Consider the following 19,823-nt stretch of genomic DNA (forward strand, 5'->3'; position numbering starts at 1 on the left):
CAACTAGCAAACCAGCGCATGCTATATTTTATTACCAAATACTTTTATTAACTTTTTAAGGAAGTTTAAGTCATAAACACCCATTAGAATAACTACGATCTCTAAGTCGAGATGGTAGTTTCTATCTCTGATCAACATGACATTAACAATTAGGATGATCCGTCCTTAGTTTGAATAGTTTTTGTTAATGTTATATTAATCTCATAGCAATTTCTTATTTCATGTCAATGTTATCTTTATGGATATTCGAAGTGTACTTATCTAATTTCGGTTAACATATCAATCTCATCATCTTATTTATGATCTTATTATTATATGCAAGCATGTACTAGAGATCGGATATCTACAAAAAAGACCACCAGGATTATTTTAGTATTCTAAGTCAAACTTTAGTATCTTAAAAACTTCCTTAAAATTACCCATAAAATCCTTCGTTTACGATTCACATTCCATGTTAAAAGTAATCTTTTTAGATCAACATGTAAACATAGGTTAATATACCTATTATAGTTAACAAAACATTAACATTAGGTGCTTATGTGTTGTTAGAAGAATGTTTTAGTATTGGTTTCATGTCAATGTCACCTTTTACATCAATGTCAATTCGTAAGCTCAGTTTGTTCTTAAATGCCGATAAAGTTCATTTTGTTGATACTGACTATACAAATTTCTATCATGACATGCAATATACAACTTAAATTGTACATTCTATACTAAATTAATATACATAAGTAGATCCGTAGCAAGTAAATGGGGAGTAGGAACGAATCTCTTCAACGTATTATGAATGTGCTCCTATATCCTTAAATACCGTTTTGTTTATTGAACAATACTAAATCTATATTAATATTATTTACTTTTTACTAGTTTTTATACGTGATAATTACATTTTGGACGTTAGTATGTGTATTTTCCGTTATATACCTGGATTATATCCTTATAACTTATTTACAAAATAGCTTTATTTCCTTATCATTAATATTAAGTAGCCTAATTTGTTAATCTCATAGCAACTATCAGTAGTGCTACTAACATAATATATATATTCCCATTAACAAAACATTACCAATTATATATTTCGAATTGGTAATAAAGTTACTAATTCAACCGAATTTTATACTAAGCGTTAATGTTTTGTTAACAAGCATATGTTTACATGTTAATTTCATATTTCATGTAATTCACTGGATTGGTAGGGATTTTTACAAATATTATCGAAATACTAGCTAACATGTTAATTTCAGCTCACATGTTAATTATAATTAGTTGTTTATGAGTTGATTTTTGAGGAGGTAGTTACAATGATTGAGCAAAAAAGTGAAAAACAAGACCATCAAATTAACGATGATGATATATTAGATGATAATGTTTTCGAAAAAGCATGGCGGATAACAGAATTCTCAAAACTAGTAGGACGTCATCATAATACAGTTTATAATTGGTTCAATATCCTAGAAGAAAAGGGACTTCATGAAACTTTAAGAACTCAAAATACAAATGAAAAACTCTATAATGCTTTAGACCTTGAAATTGCTCTATTTATAAAGCAGAAAAGGGATGAGAAATGGTCTTTAGATGCAATTATTGACCTTTTACCACACCAGTTTGATTTAAGACCGGTGTCACCAGAACATCAAACTAATGAGGTATCAACTGAATTAAACCTTCAAGCTACTGCAGAAATTATTGAAAAAATGGTAACTAAACAGTTAGAAGAAAAAATAAAACATATTGAATCTCATTATGAAGAGAAGGTAGAGAGTATATTAAAGCAGTTGCCACAACCTGAAGATGTAGAAACACTAAAATTACGCCAACGCCAAGATAGGCTTGATAATTTTATTATTGAGCATAGAGCACGCCAGGAATTAAGAAAACAAGCAGAGAGTTTATGGAATAATAAACCTGAGGAAGAGCGTACTAGAAAAGCAGGCTGGTTTAAAAAAGAGGAAGATTTGAGTAAAAAACAACTCTTCATAGAGCAGTACATACAAGATAATATTATTGAGCATATAAAATCTCTTATGAATTCAGTAGAATAATAAAAAAGTCTGGAACTTAGTCCAGACTTTTTTATTATTTTGTAGTACCAAACATTTTATCTGGATCTAAAAAATCTGCTAGATCTTCATCTTCATTTGCTCCAGGATTATTGTTTTCTTCGTCACTACCCATATCGATAAAATCTCCAAATGCAAAACCTAAATCCTCATCCTCATCTATACTTTCAATCGTACTAATTTGAGATTTTTTATACTGAATTTGGCTTTGTCTTTCTTTAAACTCATTAAATTCTTCAACTAAACCTTTAGATAATCTCGATGGTAATGCATCAGTTTTATAGAACGTATATACACTTCCTAAGAAATCATTCTTACTCACCAAATATCCATTAAAGACCGTGCCATTTATAGGTAAATTATTTGAAACTTCTACCTTAGCGTCATCCATAAAGGAATCATTAATATTCTTTTGCTCATCTAGGATAGCAAGCATACCAAAATGATGTACTTTTGATGCTTCAACTGAACCATCATCGTTCTTCTTCATCAAATCAATTGGGGGATGGAAAGAACTTCCTCTTAATGATTCTTGAAACATTTCTATAATTGCATGGCTATTTTCTATTTGATTCATATTACGTGAAACCTTATTAATTACTAAACAGCCCGTTTTCTCAAGTAAAATACGTTTAAAGTCTTGAGAATCCAGTATTACAGATGTACCAGATCCATTAGCAGCGGTATTTAACTCATGAATAATTTCACTAATACGTTGATTTGCATAATCTCGTGAATTAGCGACACCTTTTTTCTCATTTTCATTTAATTCCTTAAATTCATCGTAAAAATGCTGGTTATCAGCAAATACTACAAATGCTACACCTTTTGATTTATCATTTGCTAATTTCCAAATTTCCTGTGAAAATTTATTTACTTGTCGTAATACATCAGGCCCATCCGCTCGGACGGGAAGAGTTACAACAATCCCCATTTTAATAAAGTCTTTGCGCTCAATAGCATTTTCAAAGGCTATTCTTGCAAACTTTGCCTGATTCGCCTTAATTTCAGCCATTGGATATAGCTGCGCAACCTTTTGTAATTCTTGTCTGATTACTGGCTTGTTATGAAAAGCCGAAAATTCTTCAATGGCCTTAATGATTGTAGAAGTTCCAGTTCCTCCACCTAAACCTGCAAAAAATAAAACAAGTTCATCCGTAGGTCTTACACGTTCAGTAATAAATTCTTTTAGCTTTTCTTTTGCTTCCTCATTTGAATCAAGGACTTTTACTGCACGCTCAGGGTTCTTACCTAAACCACCTAATTTCAGTGAAACTTGATTACTTTTTGGTACATTTTTTAATTCAGCTAGATCGCCATCATTACTATTTAGTGCTAAGCAATTATATACTGCTGTGCCATCTGTATGTGTATATTCCGCAAATTTATCTACCATTCTAGTACCAGCTTGACCAAAACCGACCATCGTCATTTTAACTGCCACTTCATTCTTTAAGAAGTTTTTTGCCATTATTTTATCTCTCCTTATTTATCTTTTTTCTTTTCCCTAACTCAATCAGTACTTGTTGCCCTCTATAAGTTGAGATCAAAAATTTATATGGATGCATGGTTTTTTCATAGATTAAAGACATTGATGATAGCGTACTCACACTTATTTCCGCTGAACGTCTAGATATATTTGTACGTTCAACCTCTAATGAATAGGATTTTCCCTTTTTTTTCTTTACTCTCCTATCAATAACTACATTTTCCACTATTTCATTAATAGATATGCCCCTCATGTACTTCGTCTCTTGAAATTGTTTATTTACTATGTTTCCTATGTATAGAAATACACTATAGAGTATCTCATCTTGTTCAAGTATATCAGCAAACATGTTTACTACTTCATCCGCAAACTTGATTGTTTGATATTTTTCACTTAAAACTTCGTTCAAGTTGTCCCCCCCTTAAAACACTGGTTAATTATTCCTAGAAACATAGTACATCATTACACGTCGTATATCAAGTCATTATAAATAAAACTTATATACAGCACTTATATATAAGACTTATAAACACAAAATTAGAATTAACCCATATTTTATAAGGGTTTAAATGTACGACGTATATATAATGCGTATACATGTTATATCAATCTTAAATTTCATGTGATTTACATTTCAACAAAGACTATTAAAAAATCCAGATTAAAACTTTAAAAAATCGATTAAAAACCGCCTATTTTTTCAACATAAAAATTCAAGAAAAACTTATACATCGTATATATAAGTTTTATATATACGATGTATAAAAAAATACTTTTATATCAATATTAAAACAAAAATCTTCTTATCAAATTTACATAAAAGTTGTATATAAGACTCTTATATACAACTTTTATGTAAATCGTATTTGTACAGCTTACATAATCCAACTTCAATTTTTGTAATTTTCTAATATCTCATATTAGTCGTGTGTATTTATATTACTAGGGAGATTTCAAGACGTTCTTATAGCAATTCAAACTAAGGTTTTCTTTATTACCTAGCTGTTTTAACAGGTTTTATCACTTATAATACCGCTCATTGTTAATGTTATGTTAATGCACTGTTCTTCACTTAGTACTTGTTAGTTCACATTATTATATATGTTATAAGAAAAATTATCCTCTGTTCCTCATTTGAATTCAATTCCTTGTCAATTTCATTCATTCCTTGAAAGCCAGTAGAAGAGGTTGTTAATTTCATATGAACAGCATCAATACCCTCAATATTCAACATATAAAAAAGAGAATACTAAGATAAATCAAATTTGACATTCTAAAAGTAGTAGGCTAACAACCACATCACTACTATGAAAAAGAAACATTTGTTCAAACTAGATTATTAAAAGTGAGATCTCATCTTATTAACATCAAAGTGATACTTACATTACAATATAAACTTTTGTAATGTAGTAGGAATGATGATAGCAATTATAACCTTACATAAAATTAACAATTGGTTAATTTTATCATTTCAGTTAGGATTACTACTTCTCAACGATGCAAAAGGGGAATTAGTTCAAGTGACTAAAACCTATATGTTAAGTACCCGTAGACATATTTCTAACTTATTTTTGATTTGGTAGAAACAATTAATAATATTTATCTAATTGAATTTATAATTCTATGCAATAAAAAACAACTAAAAGAAAAAGTTGTAATTTTAAATCGAGACAATACCATGATTTAGAAATAACGCTTCATCACATATAAAAAGTTGAATTTCGAGTTAAAGATAGAGAAAATTACTCTTTATTATCAATAAGCCTTTTTATAATTCTTGAATAATTTTAATCAATTAAAATGGTATTTTTACTATCTAATAAATGTTAGGACGTCATAACATTATTTTACAAATGGAATTTTATTATAACTATTGTTAGGCGTTTAGTAGTAGCTCGTCCTAACAAAACAAAGGATTTAATAGAGCCTTATAAATCAATAATTTATAAGAGATTTATAATAGTAGTTATCATCTCAACTTCCATGTACAAAATGAGGTATCTCTAAAGATTAGAATCTCTTATTCATTTTTTCTTGTTTTACAACTACCACATCAATGTAATAGTATATAAAAAATAATAAGTATTTAATTTAAGTTTAATTCAATATAAGAGGTGTATGCATTGTCCGGAAAAGTGTATAAATATAGAAGATCAGGTACCAAAAAACATTTTCACTTAAAAGAAGCTGATATATTTGTCTTTACAGTTTTATATTACAAAAGAGCACTTACAACAAGACAAATTACTCAGTTATATAGTGCATTTGAGGGAAGAGAATGTTCTGAAGCTAGCATATTTACAAAGCTTGACCGTTACTCACAATATGGAGCTATGCTAACTAAAAGAATTGATAAAAAGGCTGACAGTATTACGAAACGTGCTTTATTTTCCTTAAAAGAAAAGACAATTGAATTCTTAATGGAAATAGGAAGAATTTCTAAAAAAAGTTCAAAAAGACGTTACTCAAGAGCAACTTCTTTTCACACAATGTGTTCACGCGAGGTCATGATCCGTACTCTTTTAGCGACTACAAAGAAGACACAAACGAATGAAATATTATATAAATTAGATATTCGTTCTTTTTACCAGAAAAAAAATGTGAAAATTGAGGACAACCAATTGGCCTTGATTCCTGATGAACATATTTCATATCAAAATAAAAATATCCATATTGAGATGGATATGTGTAAAGAAACCAATTCTACCTTAGTTGAAAAAGTAGAGAAGTACATAGAATATACAAAAAAAACAAATGAAGATGTAACGGTTGTCTTTGTTATGTACGACAAATCAATGTTCCTTGCAGAAGATGCAGAACCGCCATACGTACGTATGAAAAATCTATTATTTTCTATGCGGAAGTATCATGAACTATTAATGAATATACCAAATCTAAATGTACACATTTGCTCATTGAAAGATGCTGGAGATGTTATTTCAGATATCATTCTAGGAACAGATGATAATCAAAACTTGGAACAAGATATTCTTTTTCCTTTATCCCAACGTACAGTAGGAGATGTCAATTGGCGTTACACATTTGTCGAAAAAATTCAAACTTTTAAAGAATCAATAGATGGTGGCCTTCGACGAACATACAGGAGAGATAAAGATTCTATTCAAGATTTCTTTTTTATTTTTGGAAATGAAAATGATTACCGAATGATTGCAAGATTAGATGATATCGTGTTTTCAAGAAGGGAAGGAGATGAAGGCGTTCCGCTTGTAGTTATCTATCCTAAACGTGAAAATCCTAGAGATATTCTACTGATGGACACTTATGCTAATGTACTACTTCTATCCATACAAAATACAAATATAGCAACCGATGAACAGATCATGGTACATGCTGCAAATAACGTTAATCCGAAAAGACGTAAACTTGTAGAATTATATTAATCTTTTATTTTTTATATGCTTTTATACAATTTTATTGATTTTTATTATTTAAGGTGATAGAATAACATTTGAACTAAACACTCAAAACTACAATCAAATCAGAACATATGAAATTAAGGCAAGCGACACACGCTGTTTTTACAGTGGGTGTCGCTTGCCTTTTTTGTATGGAGAAAGGTGGAAGTGGAAAATGACAATGAACTTACAATTTGCAACTACTACTGGGGGAGTGCTCTCAGCAAGAGAAGCACTTAAAACTCCAGAACTAGTCCTTAAACATATTACAGAAGGGGGAGCTAAATTTTGCGTTTCCCTACAAGATATCAAAATCCCAGGAAAGCCTAATTATTATTGGTACGATGTAATAATTGAAACTGCAACGAATAACAAACTAGAGATAAATATTGCGGTACTTTCTCAAGAAGAATATAACCAATTGTGTGAAGGAGATAGTATTGACTTATATTTAAAACAAACTGAAGATGCAGCGAAGTTCTTTCTAAAAAAATCAAAGGAACAATTCAAGCCAGAACTTCACAATCGTTTTACATTACACCATAAAGCTCAACTATGTCTTTAAAAAGTAGGTGAACCTTTATGGAGACATCTAAGCAAAGATTACCATTATACACTACAATTGCCTTAATTGGCGGATTTATCCTTTCATTTGGATTTGGTGTAGCAAACTACATACAGTTACTCTACTATGCATTTGAACCACCGTCTTATCCTATAGAAATTACATATGTACCACTATTTTTAATGTTCTTCTCTTTGCTATTAGGAGAATTTAGTTTTAGGTTCTACAGCCGTATCCCAGCTTTACAATTTCAAAATGGCAAGTTATTAATTTTAATTGCTTCTCATATTGCAGTAGATATTCAGTTTTTATGGTTTGCAACTACTCCTATCCATGCGAAAGTTATTCCTTATCTTATGAATAAAGCAAAACATGTTAATTTTGGTGAATATCAAGCAATAGGGGATGTATTAACAGGAAATTTCCATACACTCACCATGATATTTGTATTCTTACCGACCGTATTTATGATTTTGTTTACTCTTTGGTATAGTGGCCATATTATCCGTTACAGAGAAGAAATCTTAAAGTGGGTACAAAAATACGAATATAAAAATCATAAGTTGCAAAAGTGGTTTAATAGCCAAGAGGAACAAATATATCCTGATGTTGATATAGGTCCTCATATTAAGCACAAAGAAATGATTCGAATCAAGGGGAAAGATAGAACCCTAAATGGAATTATTATTGGTCCTATTGGTTCTGGTAAGACATCTAGTTTAATTATTCCAATGATTAATCAAGATTTACACTGGATGGTACGTTTTATAAATAAGTTTGAAAATACGTATAAAAAGAATAATTATGATACAGAAGAAGTAAAAGGAACATTTTTAAATGGGATAACTGTTATTGAACCGAGTAATGATTTATGTCAAAAGGTATTTAAGTTAGTACAAGCACACAAGATTCCTGAAAGTTCAATTTATTATATTGATCCCACAAACCCTGATACCAAAAACATTAATATTTTACGTGGACCAGTTGATAAAGTAGCCGAGGTTTTTGCAATGGTTATCCAGGGTCTATCGGAATCTAATAATGCATTCTTTGAACAAGCACAACGGAACCACCTTAAGCAACATATTTATTTATTAAAACTACATAACCCACAAAAAGATGTGACCTTTGATGACTTAATAGATATGTACGACGATGTAGAACGTGTACACCGTATGCACAAACTATTAAAAGTACAGGTAGAAAAATTATATGATTTTGTTCAAAGTGGTGTTGCTTCACGTGATCAAAAAAACGAATATAAGATTATAAAAGGTATCGATGAATGGTTCGATAATACCATTCGTGAAAAAACGGGTTTCCAAGGGGAACCGGCCGTTTATAAATCTGGAAAATATCGTGGAAAACCAATGCATTATGACCGGGAAGAAGAATATGTAAAAGGTTTGCGTAACATCTTAAAAGATTTAGCCTCAAATGTTTTAATACGACGTGTTTTATTTGGAAAATCAGATTTTGATTTTGATGTTCACCTAGAGCAAGGTGGTATTTTACTAGTAAATACAGCCAAAGGAGAACTTGCAGATCTTTCTAATGTACTAGGAAAATTCGTATTACTAAGTATGCAAAATGCTGTATTCCGAAGAGAACCAAATATTTCACCATACCATCATATTATTGTGGATGAATTCCCTGATTATGTTGTACGCCCGTTCAAAGAGTTCCCTGCACAATCTCGTAAATATAAAGTCATTCTGACAATTGCAAGTCAAACACTATCTCAATTAGCTTTGGATTTCACAGAGCAGTATATGTTTACTTTACTAGGTTCGTTCCGTAACAAGATGATATTTGGTGATGTAACACCATATGATGCGAAAATTTTCTCTGACATGTTTGGTGAAACAGAGGAATTTAAAGAATCCGAATCCGAACAAGGGATTTCTCCTATGCAAGAGAATCCCGTTAGTCGCTTAGGTTCGACATATCAAAAATTAAAAGAAGTCGTTATGTCACCAGGAGATATCATGGCACAAGGTGCCTTCATTTGTGCTGCGCGTATTGTACAAGACAATCATGTGCAACCTGTACAACAAATTACTAGTAACTTTGTACCCAAAGAGGAGTTTGCTCAAGCAATCATTCAAGTAGAGATCAAGTCTGGACAATATTGGGAAACTGAACGTCTTCGACTCATTGAAGAATCTATCGCAAAATCAAATCCTATGAAACATGTAGATGCAAATAATATAAAACAGATAGAATCATTTCCACCTATGCATGGTGATAAAATAGAACAAAATAATTCCATAGAAACAAACACTGTAGAAAATGTAACTTTTCCTGATTATTTTAAGGATGTCAGTCAACAGGGAAATGTTATTGAAGAAACTGAAAATAAGTTGTATGAAGAAATTAAGGCATTCGTTATTGAATCACAACAAATCTCACCATCTCTTTTGCAAAGAAAATTCAGAATCAGCCATATAAAGGCTGTAAAATTTATTGAGAAGTTAGAACACAATCACATTGTGAGCACTTACACCGGGAATAGCCCTCGTAAAGTTTTAATTTCAAACAATAATAATACGTTGATATTATCAAAGGATTCTCAAATCAATACTACTCCTTCATCTAATACAGATTTAGATAATACGACTTCACGAGAAAATAGCATTCCAAACGAAAAATCAGAAGCAAAGCAAGAGGAAACAGGCTTCTTTAAAGACATCCTATATGATGATGTAGTAGCCTTTGTTAAGGAATCAGGGAATTCTTCTATACATGCACTACAGAACGCATTTAAAATTGATTATACACGTGCTTCAAGATTACAAGATGCCCTACAACGGAATGGCGCGCTGCCGAATATAACAAAAGGGACACATAGGGAAATAGTAGGTCCTAAAAAAAATATGAAGCTAGCAGAACAGAAGAAAGAGGTATCTAATACTATGTTGGAACTAAAAAGGGATATAGATTACCCAATTGATTTAGGAATTCCTGTAGAAACTGATCCATTGCAAAAAAAGCTTCTAACAGAGGGACTTATAACCACAGTACTAGAGGAAACAAAAACAGATATGAAAACTAATTTGAAACCAGCTACAAAAACAGTTAATCCCACTAAAGAAAATAAACTTGATGAAGAGGTTGCAAAAGTATACGAATCTATTAGCATTACTGTTCATCAAAACTTAGAAAAGAATATGGTAGAGAACATTAGAAATAATGAAGAGCAGCATGAAGATAAACATATGGACTATAAAGAACGCAAAAAAGACTTAAAAGCCAAACAAAAGAATACGTATAACAATACAAATTCACTACTTAATAAAAACCAGCAACAAAAGAAAAATACATCTAATGTAATGAGTAAGGAATTAGATGATTTTTTTGATTAATACCTATAGAAACCTAGAATAACTTTTTATTCAAGATTATATTTTTAGGGAAAATCTAGCTTAAATTAGGAGGAAAGGTTAGATATAGTATTTTAACTTTTCCCTTTTCAAAAAATAATACTTGCACAAATTACATAAAAACGTTATATTTTAATTAATAATTATACAAATAAAACATGACTTACGTGAAGGACACACCTTACGTACCATTCCAACGGTACAGGTGTGTCCTTTTTTACGTTCTAGGAGGAAAATATAATGGTTGAAGATAAGGTAAATACTCATATTACAAAAGAACTAGGGATGGCATTTGAACCGGATAACACGCTAGAGGACATCTTTATAGAATCAACTTTCAATCAATTTGAAAGAATACGTGAACATGAATTAGAAGAATTAGCTCGTATGAAACGTGAACGTACTGTAGGGAAAGGCTTAATTACCATAGTATCTGAAAAATTATTCCCAACTAAAAACGGGACATCTGAGCGGATACAAGTGCTCACAATGCAAATTGGTACTCATACGACAGCATATTGTCCACTTACAGAGGCAGGTATAAATATTCCTAAAAATCCTCAATGGCTGATAGGTAAAACAAAACCCGTTATTATTGAGCATTTCCAAAGAACTGAGGAAGGGAACTTTGCTGTTGTATCTATCACTGCAGGAGAACTTGCACTGCAAAGAAAATTATATGAAGAAATAGTAGAGCAAGAGGGGAATAAAGTATACACAGGAACAGTTTCTGGACATATTCCATCTGCACAAACTATTCTGGTTGAAGTTCATGGTGTAACAGTAGGAGTAAGATACTCGCAATGGTCTCATTCATTCGTTCGTTCGGCGGATATTATTATTGGTGATGTTGTAGAGCTTATCATCGATAAAGTAGTGGAAAAGGATGGGCGCTATGAGTTTAGAGGAAATAAAAAGAAACTAGAAACGGATCCAATGGAAAAACTATTAGAATTAAACAAACGACGTGACCGCTTTGTAGGTAAAATTGTAGGTGTAGATGCTATTGCTGGGATTTTCGTAGAAGTTGCACCAGGTATTCAGTTTAAAGGGCTAAAGGGTCGTAATCTGGCAAATCCAACCGTGGATGACGCAATAAACCAAACAATTGTTACATGTGAGCTGCTTAATATTGATGCTAAAAATAGAAGAGGAACTGTACGTATCCTAAATTATCCGCAAGGCCAAAGTAAAAAATCTAATTCGTCAATTTACCAATTTTAATGGATGATTATGCGTACAATAGAGAAACAAACGTCTACTTATATTCCTTCTATTCCTCATTTATCAAGTGAAGATATACAAGGACTTCAAATATATCGGATACATGATTTGGATAAAACCTATGTATTCCACTCTTATGACGAATTAGTTAAGTTTAAGCAGCTTTTAACAGAGGAACAATATGCTATACTCAATTTTATTGGTGTTCATACATCCGTTCGGTTTAATCATTTATTATATCTATTCAAGAATAAATTTTCACGTAAGAAAATTAACAATGCACTTCAAGGATTACTTTACTATCAATTTATCGAAAAATGGCAAGTAGAAATTTTTGATATGGAAATCTTTGAAGAAACATATACCTTATCCAATAATGGATTTAAACTACTAAAATACTGGCAAGGAAATATGTTCTTCTTTGCCCCAGAGCGTCTTGACAATCATGGTAAATATGTTCACCTGCGTTATTGGCATGACATAGACCTACTTTGTCATTTACGCTACGCTCCTTCATTTTTAGGTCATATTATGCATCCATCTATTAGTAAAGGGGTTTTTACCCCTTCTTTAAGTTTTATAGTAAATGGAGGAAAAGAACGTAAATTTAACTTTGTTGTATACTCCACCTTATTATCTGATCAAAAGGATCGATTAAAACGAATAATTGCTAGATGGCAGACTTTTGTAGAGTCAGGAAAAGATGTTATTATGCAGGACTTAGGGAATAACCCTACAATCTTAGTTATTTATGTTTCTACTAAAAAACAAGCAAAGCAAATTAATAATGAACTATTACTTGATTTAATTCCTGGTAAAGTATTGTTATGCATAGGGGAATCTTTACATTTTCAAGGATTACAACACGCTTTTTATCAACCTCTTGCAGAAGGGGAGATCAAACAATTAGATACAAAGCTATTTATAGAAAACTAAGCCACCTTACAAGCTTTCGCTTCAAGGGTGGCTTGTTTATTTTATACTTAGCTTGGAATATTCAAAAAAACTTAACAAAATTAATAATCCTGTATCTACCTCTATACAAAGCAAGGATTTTGCGAAATAATATTCTTTGACACCTGTTAATAAAATAACATTATATACAAATATAGTTATTTCATTGGAGGAATATACAAGAAAGGAGTACTATATTGCTACGTATACAAAGAGGGTACATGTACGATCCTGATAATAATGAGGTAATAGTAAATGAAATTTTCTATGATGGTACATCAGAAAAAAAGTTAGGCAGTAAAATGGGGATATTTGAGCCAGTTAAAGTACCTATTGCTATTTTTGAAAAGGTCCAGGAAAACGAAAGTATGACCTATATGGAAAATGTTGAAGTAGAAGAAAAAAATATTAAGGAAATACTTTGTTATTTAGTTCAAAATCAAAAGCCCGAAAAACTATATTTTGAAATACAGTACATGAAGTAATACCAGGGCCTGAATATAAGAGGGGATTTATAGCAGGGGAATCAGGGGCATTATTATACAATACATGTGGGATCTGCATATAAACTTCCTTCTTATCCCTGTTCTATTGAAAACAATTGAATATAATATAAAAATGGTTTAATATAAATTTATATTTATTGTTTAATTGATTCCGTCTATTCCCACGCCCTATGTGTTGTGGTTGAGTTTTAGAAACAAGTTATATTTTTGTTTCAATTATGAAAGGGCTTCTTTGAGCCGATTAGTGTATATATAGCTTATTTTGCTATGCACGTTTTAATCGACTTGAAGAAGTCCTTTTTGTGTTGTCTTCAAGTTAGGAATCATTTATACATAAACCTTTAGGACTAAAAATATGCTAAATGAGAAAGCACAAATTTTGTGCTTTTTGTTTAATTTAGGGGAGAGATTATATGAATTTTTACAGAGTATAGCATAAAAAAATATGGATAAAACGCACATGTTTCGTGATTTTTATTTAGAAAAGAGGATATTTATGATGAAATATGAACATGCAATTACTTTAGATAAGCCAACATTATCAATAGGGGAAATCATTTAAAACTTTCAAAAGAAAAAATTAATTAACACGTTAAATATTATGAACTTACTATCTATAAAATCAAACCTTTATATTATTGCAAATCACTAAATTTTACTATTAGGTAAGATAATAAGAATCAATTCATAATGGCATTCGAAAGAGAAGAACAAGGGAATCTAAATATGTAAAGTACTTGTTGCAATGCTAAAAGCACAAGGAATTAGAATATGAAACTTGAGAGGAGTTATATAATATGATTACAGTTAATCGAGGATACATGTATGATCCAGATGATAATGAAGTCTTAATTACCGAAATTTACTATGAAGCTGCTACAGATACTAAACTAGGAAGTAAAATGAATAACTTATCTTACTCAGCCATTCCTAATGAGATTAAAGAAAAAATAGAAGCAACTGCTTCATTATCCTATGTGGAAAGCATTGAGATGTCTCAGCCATTAGCTGTCGTATATCAAAATGAAATTAACATGTATGGAAAACCAGAAAAATTATACTTTGAGTATACAAACATTTAAAAAGAAAAAAGACATTGAACAGTTGGTTTCAATGTCTTTTTTCCTTTTAAACTATAGAGAAACAAAGGTTAAGGCTTTGTTTCTCTATAGTGTTTTAGGTGTGTTATACTTATATTTATAAATTATAATATTTAGTAGAATGTTAAGTTTGTTTGCTACTATTCGATATATATAACTAGAGGAAGAATTATGGTTTTTTTTAAAAAGGCAGTATGTGGTATTTGTGATACAAAGGTTGGTTTAAATCGTTATAAAATACTAAAATCTGATGCATGGCTATGCCCAGATTGCTTTCATAAAGCAGGTGGCTTGGGTGTTGTAAGTGTAAGTACGGACACTATCGAAGAATTGAAAGCTACAATCGATGCAAGGGTAGCAAAACTTGCTGAGGATCCATTGTCATGCGCTGAAGGAATGTATCAATTCTGTATAGATAATAAATTCGGTTCTGGCTTTAATGAAAAGTGGGGTGTAAAACACTTCAAGGTATTAGAAGATAACTTGATGAATGGCGAAAAAATTCATATGACTTATATCGGAATGCACGATTATCAATCTACAACAAAGCATGATGGTTATTATGCCTACGCCATAACTAATAAACGCATTATGTTCGGACAAAAAACAATGACTGGTGAAAAATTCAAAGCAGTAGATCATGAAAAGATAAATGATATATCTTTTGAAATAGGGATGTAGTTAGGCTTTCTAACAATTGATACTCCGCAAGAAAAGATCAAAGTTGCGTTAGATAAAGATTCAGCAAAATCCATTAATAATCATATCCATCAAGTTCTAGATGCTTTAAAAAGCAAACCTACTGAAGCTCAACCACAAGAAGTATCTGCTCCAATATCAACAGCAGACGAATTAAAGAAATTCAAAGAGCTGTGCGATATGGGTGTTATTACAGAAGATGAGTTTAACGCCAAAAAGAAGCAGTTACTTGGTATATAAATACAAGATAAACAAGGCAAGTATATTAGAGGGAAAAAGACATTGAACATATTTGTTCAATGTCTTTTTTATTACACTGCAGAGAAGCATGTATAATAAATATTGTAAATGAAATAGAAACTGCACCCTATATGAATTATTGGCTAAACTAGAGTTTCTTTTTAGATGACAGTTTATTAAATTTTTAGCGATAAAAGCCAATAATTTAAAATTGAGACACCCTTTCTTCTTATAATCTGAATAATAATTTTTGTTACCTAGGAGGGTAAGGATACCAAGTTGTTGAGGAGATATTAATAAAAGTACGAATTTGCCCAAAATCATCATAATATTGCGTGGAATAGGCTACGTGTGCTTGACAGGATAATTCTTTAAGCTACAATCAGATGATACAATATCCCGCCATTCAGTAAGGAACCCTCCATCTTTAGTTAAATAAAGAATCTGAAAAACCGTATTCCACACTGCTTCCCCAAGAGGGTCATGTTGTTATTTAGGATGCATGATAAACTAATTTGATTACCCTTATCAGAATTTAGCATAACTGTACCAGTAATGTTAGATATAAGAACATCACTTTTATCCCCAGTACTACTGTTGAATACAATCCAGCCTGGATCAAAGTATGTTTTAGTTAAGCGGTCATTATCCGCTTCAGCAATTTATAAGACTGTTTCTTTTGGATAAAATATCCCCTCTTACCCAATTATATACTCATTGCATGAATGTATTTTTGTTCTAGTAAATTGGATTTAACTATTTTTAAAAATTAGGCAGTATTACTACTTTACTTAAATTTAAAATACATAAATTGTCATGAACGAATTATTATTTTGAAGGAGATGAAATATTAATGCATATAGTTCCGTGTTGTCATCTACAGGTGTATACATCATTTACACCAAATCCTATGCAGTATATTCCATATGGGTCATGGGATAATTTTGTACAGCTCAACCCGCAACCACTACCTCCTTGTACTTTTGTAGAACTTAATCCACAGCCACTACCTCCAAGGTACTATTATTAAAAACAAAAGCTTTCTAAAAAACTTAAATTGCAGAGTACCTCTAAAGACCACTGGAAAGGTGGTCTTTAGAGGTATTTACATACAGAACATTGCTTCATATACAACTACAGAGGAACAAACCATTCTATTACAAGTAACCCCTAATTTAACTTTCACTTACCTTTGGACTTTCGTCCTTCACCAAGTTAAGGAATAAGATATCTGTGATGATGAGTTATAACAAGACTTCAAGAAGATTTACAAATGTTATTAAGCATTGGAGGACGTTGGGAAACAAGGGCACAATATGAAAATAAATATGTAATAGTAAGGAGAAGAGAAGCGCATGTATAATATACTTAAACGTCAATATAATTCTATTTTCCGAGGGGTGATTTGGATTAACGAGGAAGTACAAAGAGAGCTAAACCTATTAGTACAAAAAATTTGTGAAACCGTATCTTCTGTCCAAAAAATTATCCTTTTTGGCTCTCATGCTTATGGCACACCAAATAAAGATAGTGATTTTGATCTTTGTATTATTGTGGATGGTGTAGGATCAAGAAAAAGAGAAGTGATTAATCTTATCAATTGGGGTATTTACGATGTGATGGAAACACCAGTTGATATTTTAGTATATGGACCTGAAGAGTTTCAAGAACGTGCTAACCGTAATGTAACCATGGAATACAAAATTGCACTAGGGGGGCAAGTTTTATATGAAAAATACTGAGGATCTAGAAGAGTGGCTATTCATTGCAAAATCTAATTTAGATTCTGCTAGGTACTTAGCTCACATGAAACCTTTCCCTGCCTCAGTTATTTGTTACCATAGTCAACAATGTGTTGGGAAACCTCTAAAAGAATTTCTTACACTAAACGGTAGAACAGCCCCTAAAATTCATAACCTTTTAATTCTGCACAAATCTTGTCGTAAATTAGTTGAGGAGTTCTCATTGATTTTAGAACAATACGTGAAGCTGAATGGTTATGTTACAGACATTCGTTATCCGTATTTTGAAGCACTTACTGTCCAAGATGGATTAATGGCTCAACATGCTCAAAAAGTAATGAGTTTCTATAATGAAAAATTAAACAAGCTAAATATACATGAAATTGTGATTGATTAAAAATAGAGGATATACATAAGAGAGGGTTCCTATAGCAAGGGACTCTCTTTTTCTATGTAGAAAAGAAGAGGCATGTTTTATAATGATGAATACTTATAGAGAAATTAAAGAGGAAATGAAAAAAGTCTATTTATCTCGAGATTGTTGTTTTGTAGGTTACAGTGGGGAAAAGATAGTCCGTTGACACTATTATGTAATACAATTGCTGAGATTCTGCTAGAGAACCGTACAAAACCTATTCATATCTTAGCTTCCTAAGTTGGAGTAGAAACACTTGCTATGATGGCTGATATCTCACAGACATTATACAAAATATCTAGGTTAATACAGATAAACAAGCAGCTAATCGCTTGTTCATACACTTCTAAACCTCTCACGATAACAATAATTAAGAGCCTTGCTTAATAAGACGAACAATGAATTTATTTCGCATTTGCTGCGTCAAGATACGTTTATTCAACCCTACTCGTTTTACTTTAAGTCGATTCATCTTTTGTATAGCAACCTCAGACAAAGCCTTAGGCGCATCATTTTCGTAAACCCATCGATAAGTACCTCCATTAAAATCAAATGCCACAAATAGGGGATTATTTTTGTGTTGTCGAGGTCTTACGGGTTCAGGCCTAGTCGAATAATATTTGTAAAGCTGCTTTGTATCTTCAGCTGTTAAGATGACAGATCTAATAGCTCCATTTTCACCTGGAACAATTACAGTGTTCCTAGCAAGCTGTATATGGCTCATATTAAGCGATACAAGCCCTTGTAAGGACAACCCATAGTTTACTACTAAATTTATTATAGAAGTGTTTCTATCCATAATAAGAGGGCGATATTCAACGTGTCTTTCTGTTAATCCTTTTGTTGAAAGGGTATTTTGTTTTAATAGTTTTTCTTCTGCTTCGGTAATAAAATCCTTATCACTTAGTGAATGATCAGGAATTAATGAGAAGTGAAAATCATCTACTGAAGTATCTATCGCTAAAGACATGTTCAATTTATTTAAGAACGGCCATATTCTGTGCCTTGTTTTCTAGCGCATAGAAATACTCCTAATAATTTTCTTTAGGTAGTTCACTTCATGATTTGATATCTAAGAGCTTCTCATTTGCTCTTAGTCACTTATAAAAACCAGTAATATCGTAATTATAATGTTCAATCCTAGATTATTTACGTCCATTTTCTGCTAAATAAGCAGAAAACGCTTCTAATACAACTTCTATACTAATACCCTTGTTCATTATAATCACCTAAATTCTTATCATATATTATAACAAAAAATAAGTGAAAGACCTGCTACCGCCCTTTGCTACGCTCGGTTGCTGGCATATCAAAAAGGAAAACGGACAAACAACCCTTTTCCTTTTTGATATGTTGTTTTTTATTTTCAATGAAAAAAAGACAAATCTCGTCCTAATAAGGATTCGTAGATTTGTCTTTTTACATGGGAGTAATGATATGTTTAATTACCATTATTATAACGGAATTTACAATTTTTTCAATTAGGTCTGACATCTTATTAACAATCATATTAGTAATAATAAAATCTAGTATAAATATATATCTTATATATTAAAAAGAAATAAAGACAAAACTTTTATAGGCTATCAAAAATGGGGAAGAGATCTACTCTCACAGGGAAAAATTTAATATTAGAACGTAAAAAATCATAAATAGTAGAAAATGTATCCCTAGATTTAATAATTATTAGACTTTCAATTCTACAAAAAAGCAGAAAGAAAATTATATGTTTCTACATGAAATCGGAAAAAAATTGATACAAATCATATTATATTTATTCAACCTTTAAAATAGAGTATTTTTTCTTTATTTTGGTAAATAGGGAAGCATCTGGGTTTTGGTTATCCACATTTTGTTCAGAGAGTGTAGCTATTTGTTCACATTACACAGTATTTACACATAACTCACATTATTATTGATGATTTTTATTAGATAAATTCAATAGCACTAGTATTCCCAATAATATTAGTAAAATAGTATTCACATTTGATCATATTTGTCCTCATATCCACTATTTTTATTAATATCCT

General features: G+C 31.2%; 12 protein-coding genes and 3 pseudogenes. 12 read left to right on the top strand and 3 right to left on the bottom strand.

The window, feature by feature from the left end; translation table 11 throughout:
* Positions 1-1,301: 1,301 nt before the first annotated feature.
* Entirely contained in the window at positions 1,302-2,042 is a 741-nt protein-coding gene (locus tag ACTFO4_RS26235; RefSeq protein ID WP_440014188.1) for a MerR family transcriptional regulator, read from the top strand.
* Positions 2,043-2,076: 34 nt separating this feature from the next.
* Here ACTFO4_RS26235 and ACTFO4_RS26240 read toward each other — a convergent pair whose 3' ends face one another.
* Together ACTFO4_RS26240 and ACTFO4_RS26245 are read right to left on the bottom strand one after the other, a co-directional pair.
* Positions 2,077-3,531 (bottom strand): cell division protein FtsZ, encoded by a 1,455-nt coding sequence (locus ACTFO4_RS26240; protein WP_440014190.1) that lies wholly within the window; start codon positions 3,529-3,531, stop codon positions 2,077-2,079.
* A 4-nt stretch (positions 3,532-3,535) separates the two neighbouring features.
* Positions 3,536-3,958 carry a hypothetical protein gene (locus ACTFO4_RS26245; protein WP_001006726.1) on the bottom strand — a complete coding sequence of 141 codons (423 nt, stop codon included), beginning with the start codon at positions 3,956-3,958 and terminating at the stop codon, positions 3,536-3,538.
* Positions 3,959-5,672: 1,714 nt separating this feature from the next.
* Between ACTFO4_RS26245 and ACTFO4_RS26250 the strand changes: the two genes are divergently transcribed.
* The 11 genes and pseudogenes from ACTFO4_RS26250 to ACTFO4_RS26300 form a co-directional block, all read left to right on the top strand.
* Positions 5,673-6,950 (top strand): replication-relaxation family protein, encoded by a 1,278-nt coding sequence (locus tag ACTFO4_RS26250; protein WP_440014191.1) that lies wholly within the window; start codon positions 5,673-5,675, stop codon positions 6,948-6,950.
* Between the two features lie 190 nt (positions 6,951-7,140).
* Positions 7,141-7,530 carry a hypothetical protein gene (locus ACTFO4_RS26255; RefSeq protein WP_002164668.1) on the top strand — a complete coding sequence of 130 codons (390 nt, stop codon included), beginning with the start codon at positions 7,141-7,143 and terminating at the stop codon, positions 7,528-7,530.
* A gap of 17 nt (positions 7,531-7,547) precedes the next feature.
* Positions 7,548-10,895 carry a DNA translocase FtsK gene (locus tag ACTFO4_RS26260; protein ID WP_440014193.1) on the top strand — a complete coding sequence of 1,116 codons (3,348 nt, stop codon included), beginning with the start codon at positions 7,548-7,550 and terminating at the stop codon, positions 10,893-10,895.
* A gap of 258 nt (positions 10,896-11,153) precedes the next feature.
* Positions 11,154-12,137 carry a hypothetical protein gene (locus ACTFO4_RS26265; protein WP_000228952.1) on the top strand — a complete coding sequence of 328 codons (984 nt, stop codon included), beginning with the start codon at positions 11,154-11,156 and terminating at the stop codon, positions 12,135-12,137.
* 9 nt (positions 12,138-12,146) lie between these two features.
* Entirely contained in the window at positions 12,147-13,073 is a 927-nt protein-coding gene (locus tag ACTFO4_RS26270) for a hypothetical protein (protein WP_326265590.1), read from the top strand.
* A 215-nt stretch (positions 13,074-13,288) separates the two neighbouring features.
* Complete coding sequence (locus ACTFO4_RS26275) at positions 13,289-13,576, top strand: hypothetical protein (protein ID WP_002164669.1); 288 nt, start codon at positions 13,289-13,291, stop codon at positions 13,574-13,576.
* An 818-nt stretch (positions 13,577-14,394) separates the two neighbouring features.
* A complete protein-coding gene (locus ACTFO4_RS26280; protein WP_000633813.1) occupies positions 14,395-14,679 on the top strand; it encodes a hypothetical protein in 285 nt (94 codons plus the stop codon).
* 189 nt (positions 14,680-14,868) lie between these two features.
* Positions 14,869-15,636 (top strand): annotated as a pseudogene (locus tag ACTFO4_RS26285) (PH domain-containing protein).
* Between the two features lie 1,355 nt (positions 15,637-16,991).
* Positions 16,992-17,378 carry a nucleotidyltransferase domain-containing protein gene (locus ACTFO4_RS26290; RefSeq protein ID WP_000282363.1) on the top strand — a complete coding sequence of 129 codons (387 nt, stop codon included), beginning with the start codon at positions 16,992-16,994 and terminating at the stop codon, positions 17,376-17,378.
* Positions 17,365-17,775: a HEPN domain-containing protein gene (locus ACTFO4_RS26295; protein WP_000798819.1), complete on the top strand. Its 411-nt coding sequence runs from the start codon at positions 17,365-17,367 to the stop codon at positions 17,773-17,775. The genes ACTFO4_RS26290 and ACTFO4_RS26295 overlap by 14 nt, the downstream gene beginning before the upstream one ends.
* Before the next feature lie 82 nt (positions 17,776-17,857).
* A pseudogene (locus ACTFO4_RS26300) lies at positions 17,858-18,030 on the top strand (phosphoadenosine phosphosulfate reductase family protein); the annotation flags it as partial.
* Between the two features lie 139 nt (positions 18,031-18,169).
* On the opposite strand, the pseudogene ACTFO4_RS26305 reads toward ACTFO4_RS26300, so the two are convergent.
* Positions 18,170-19,013 (bottom strand): annotated as a pseudogene (locus tag ACTFO4_RS26305) (integrase); the annotation flags it as partial.
* Positions 19,014-19,823: the final 810 nt, after the last annotated feature.

The organism is Bacillus cereus group sp. MYBKT14-1, assembly GCF_051915185.1.
GTDB lineage: Bacteria > Bacillota > Bacilli > Bacillales > Bacillaceae_G > Bacillus_A > Bacillus_A cereus.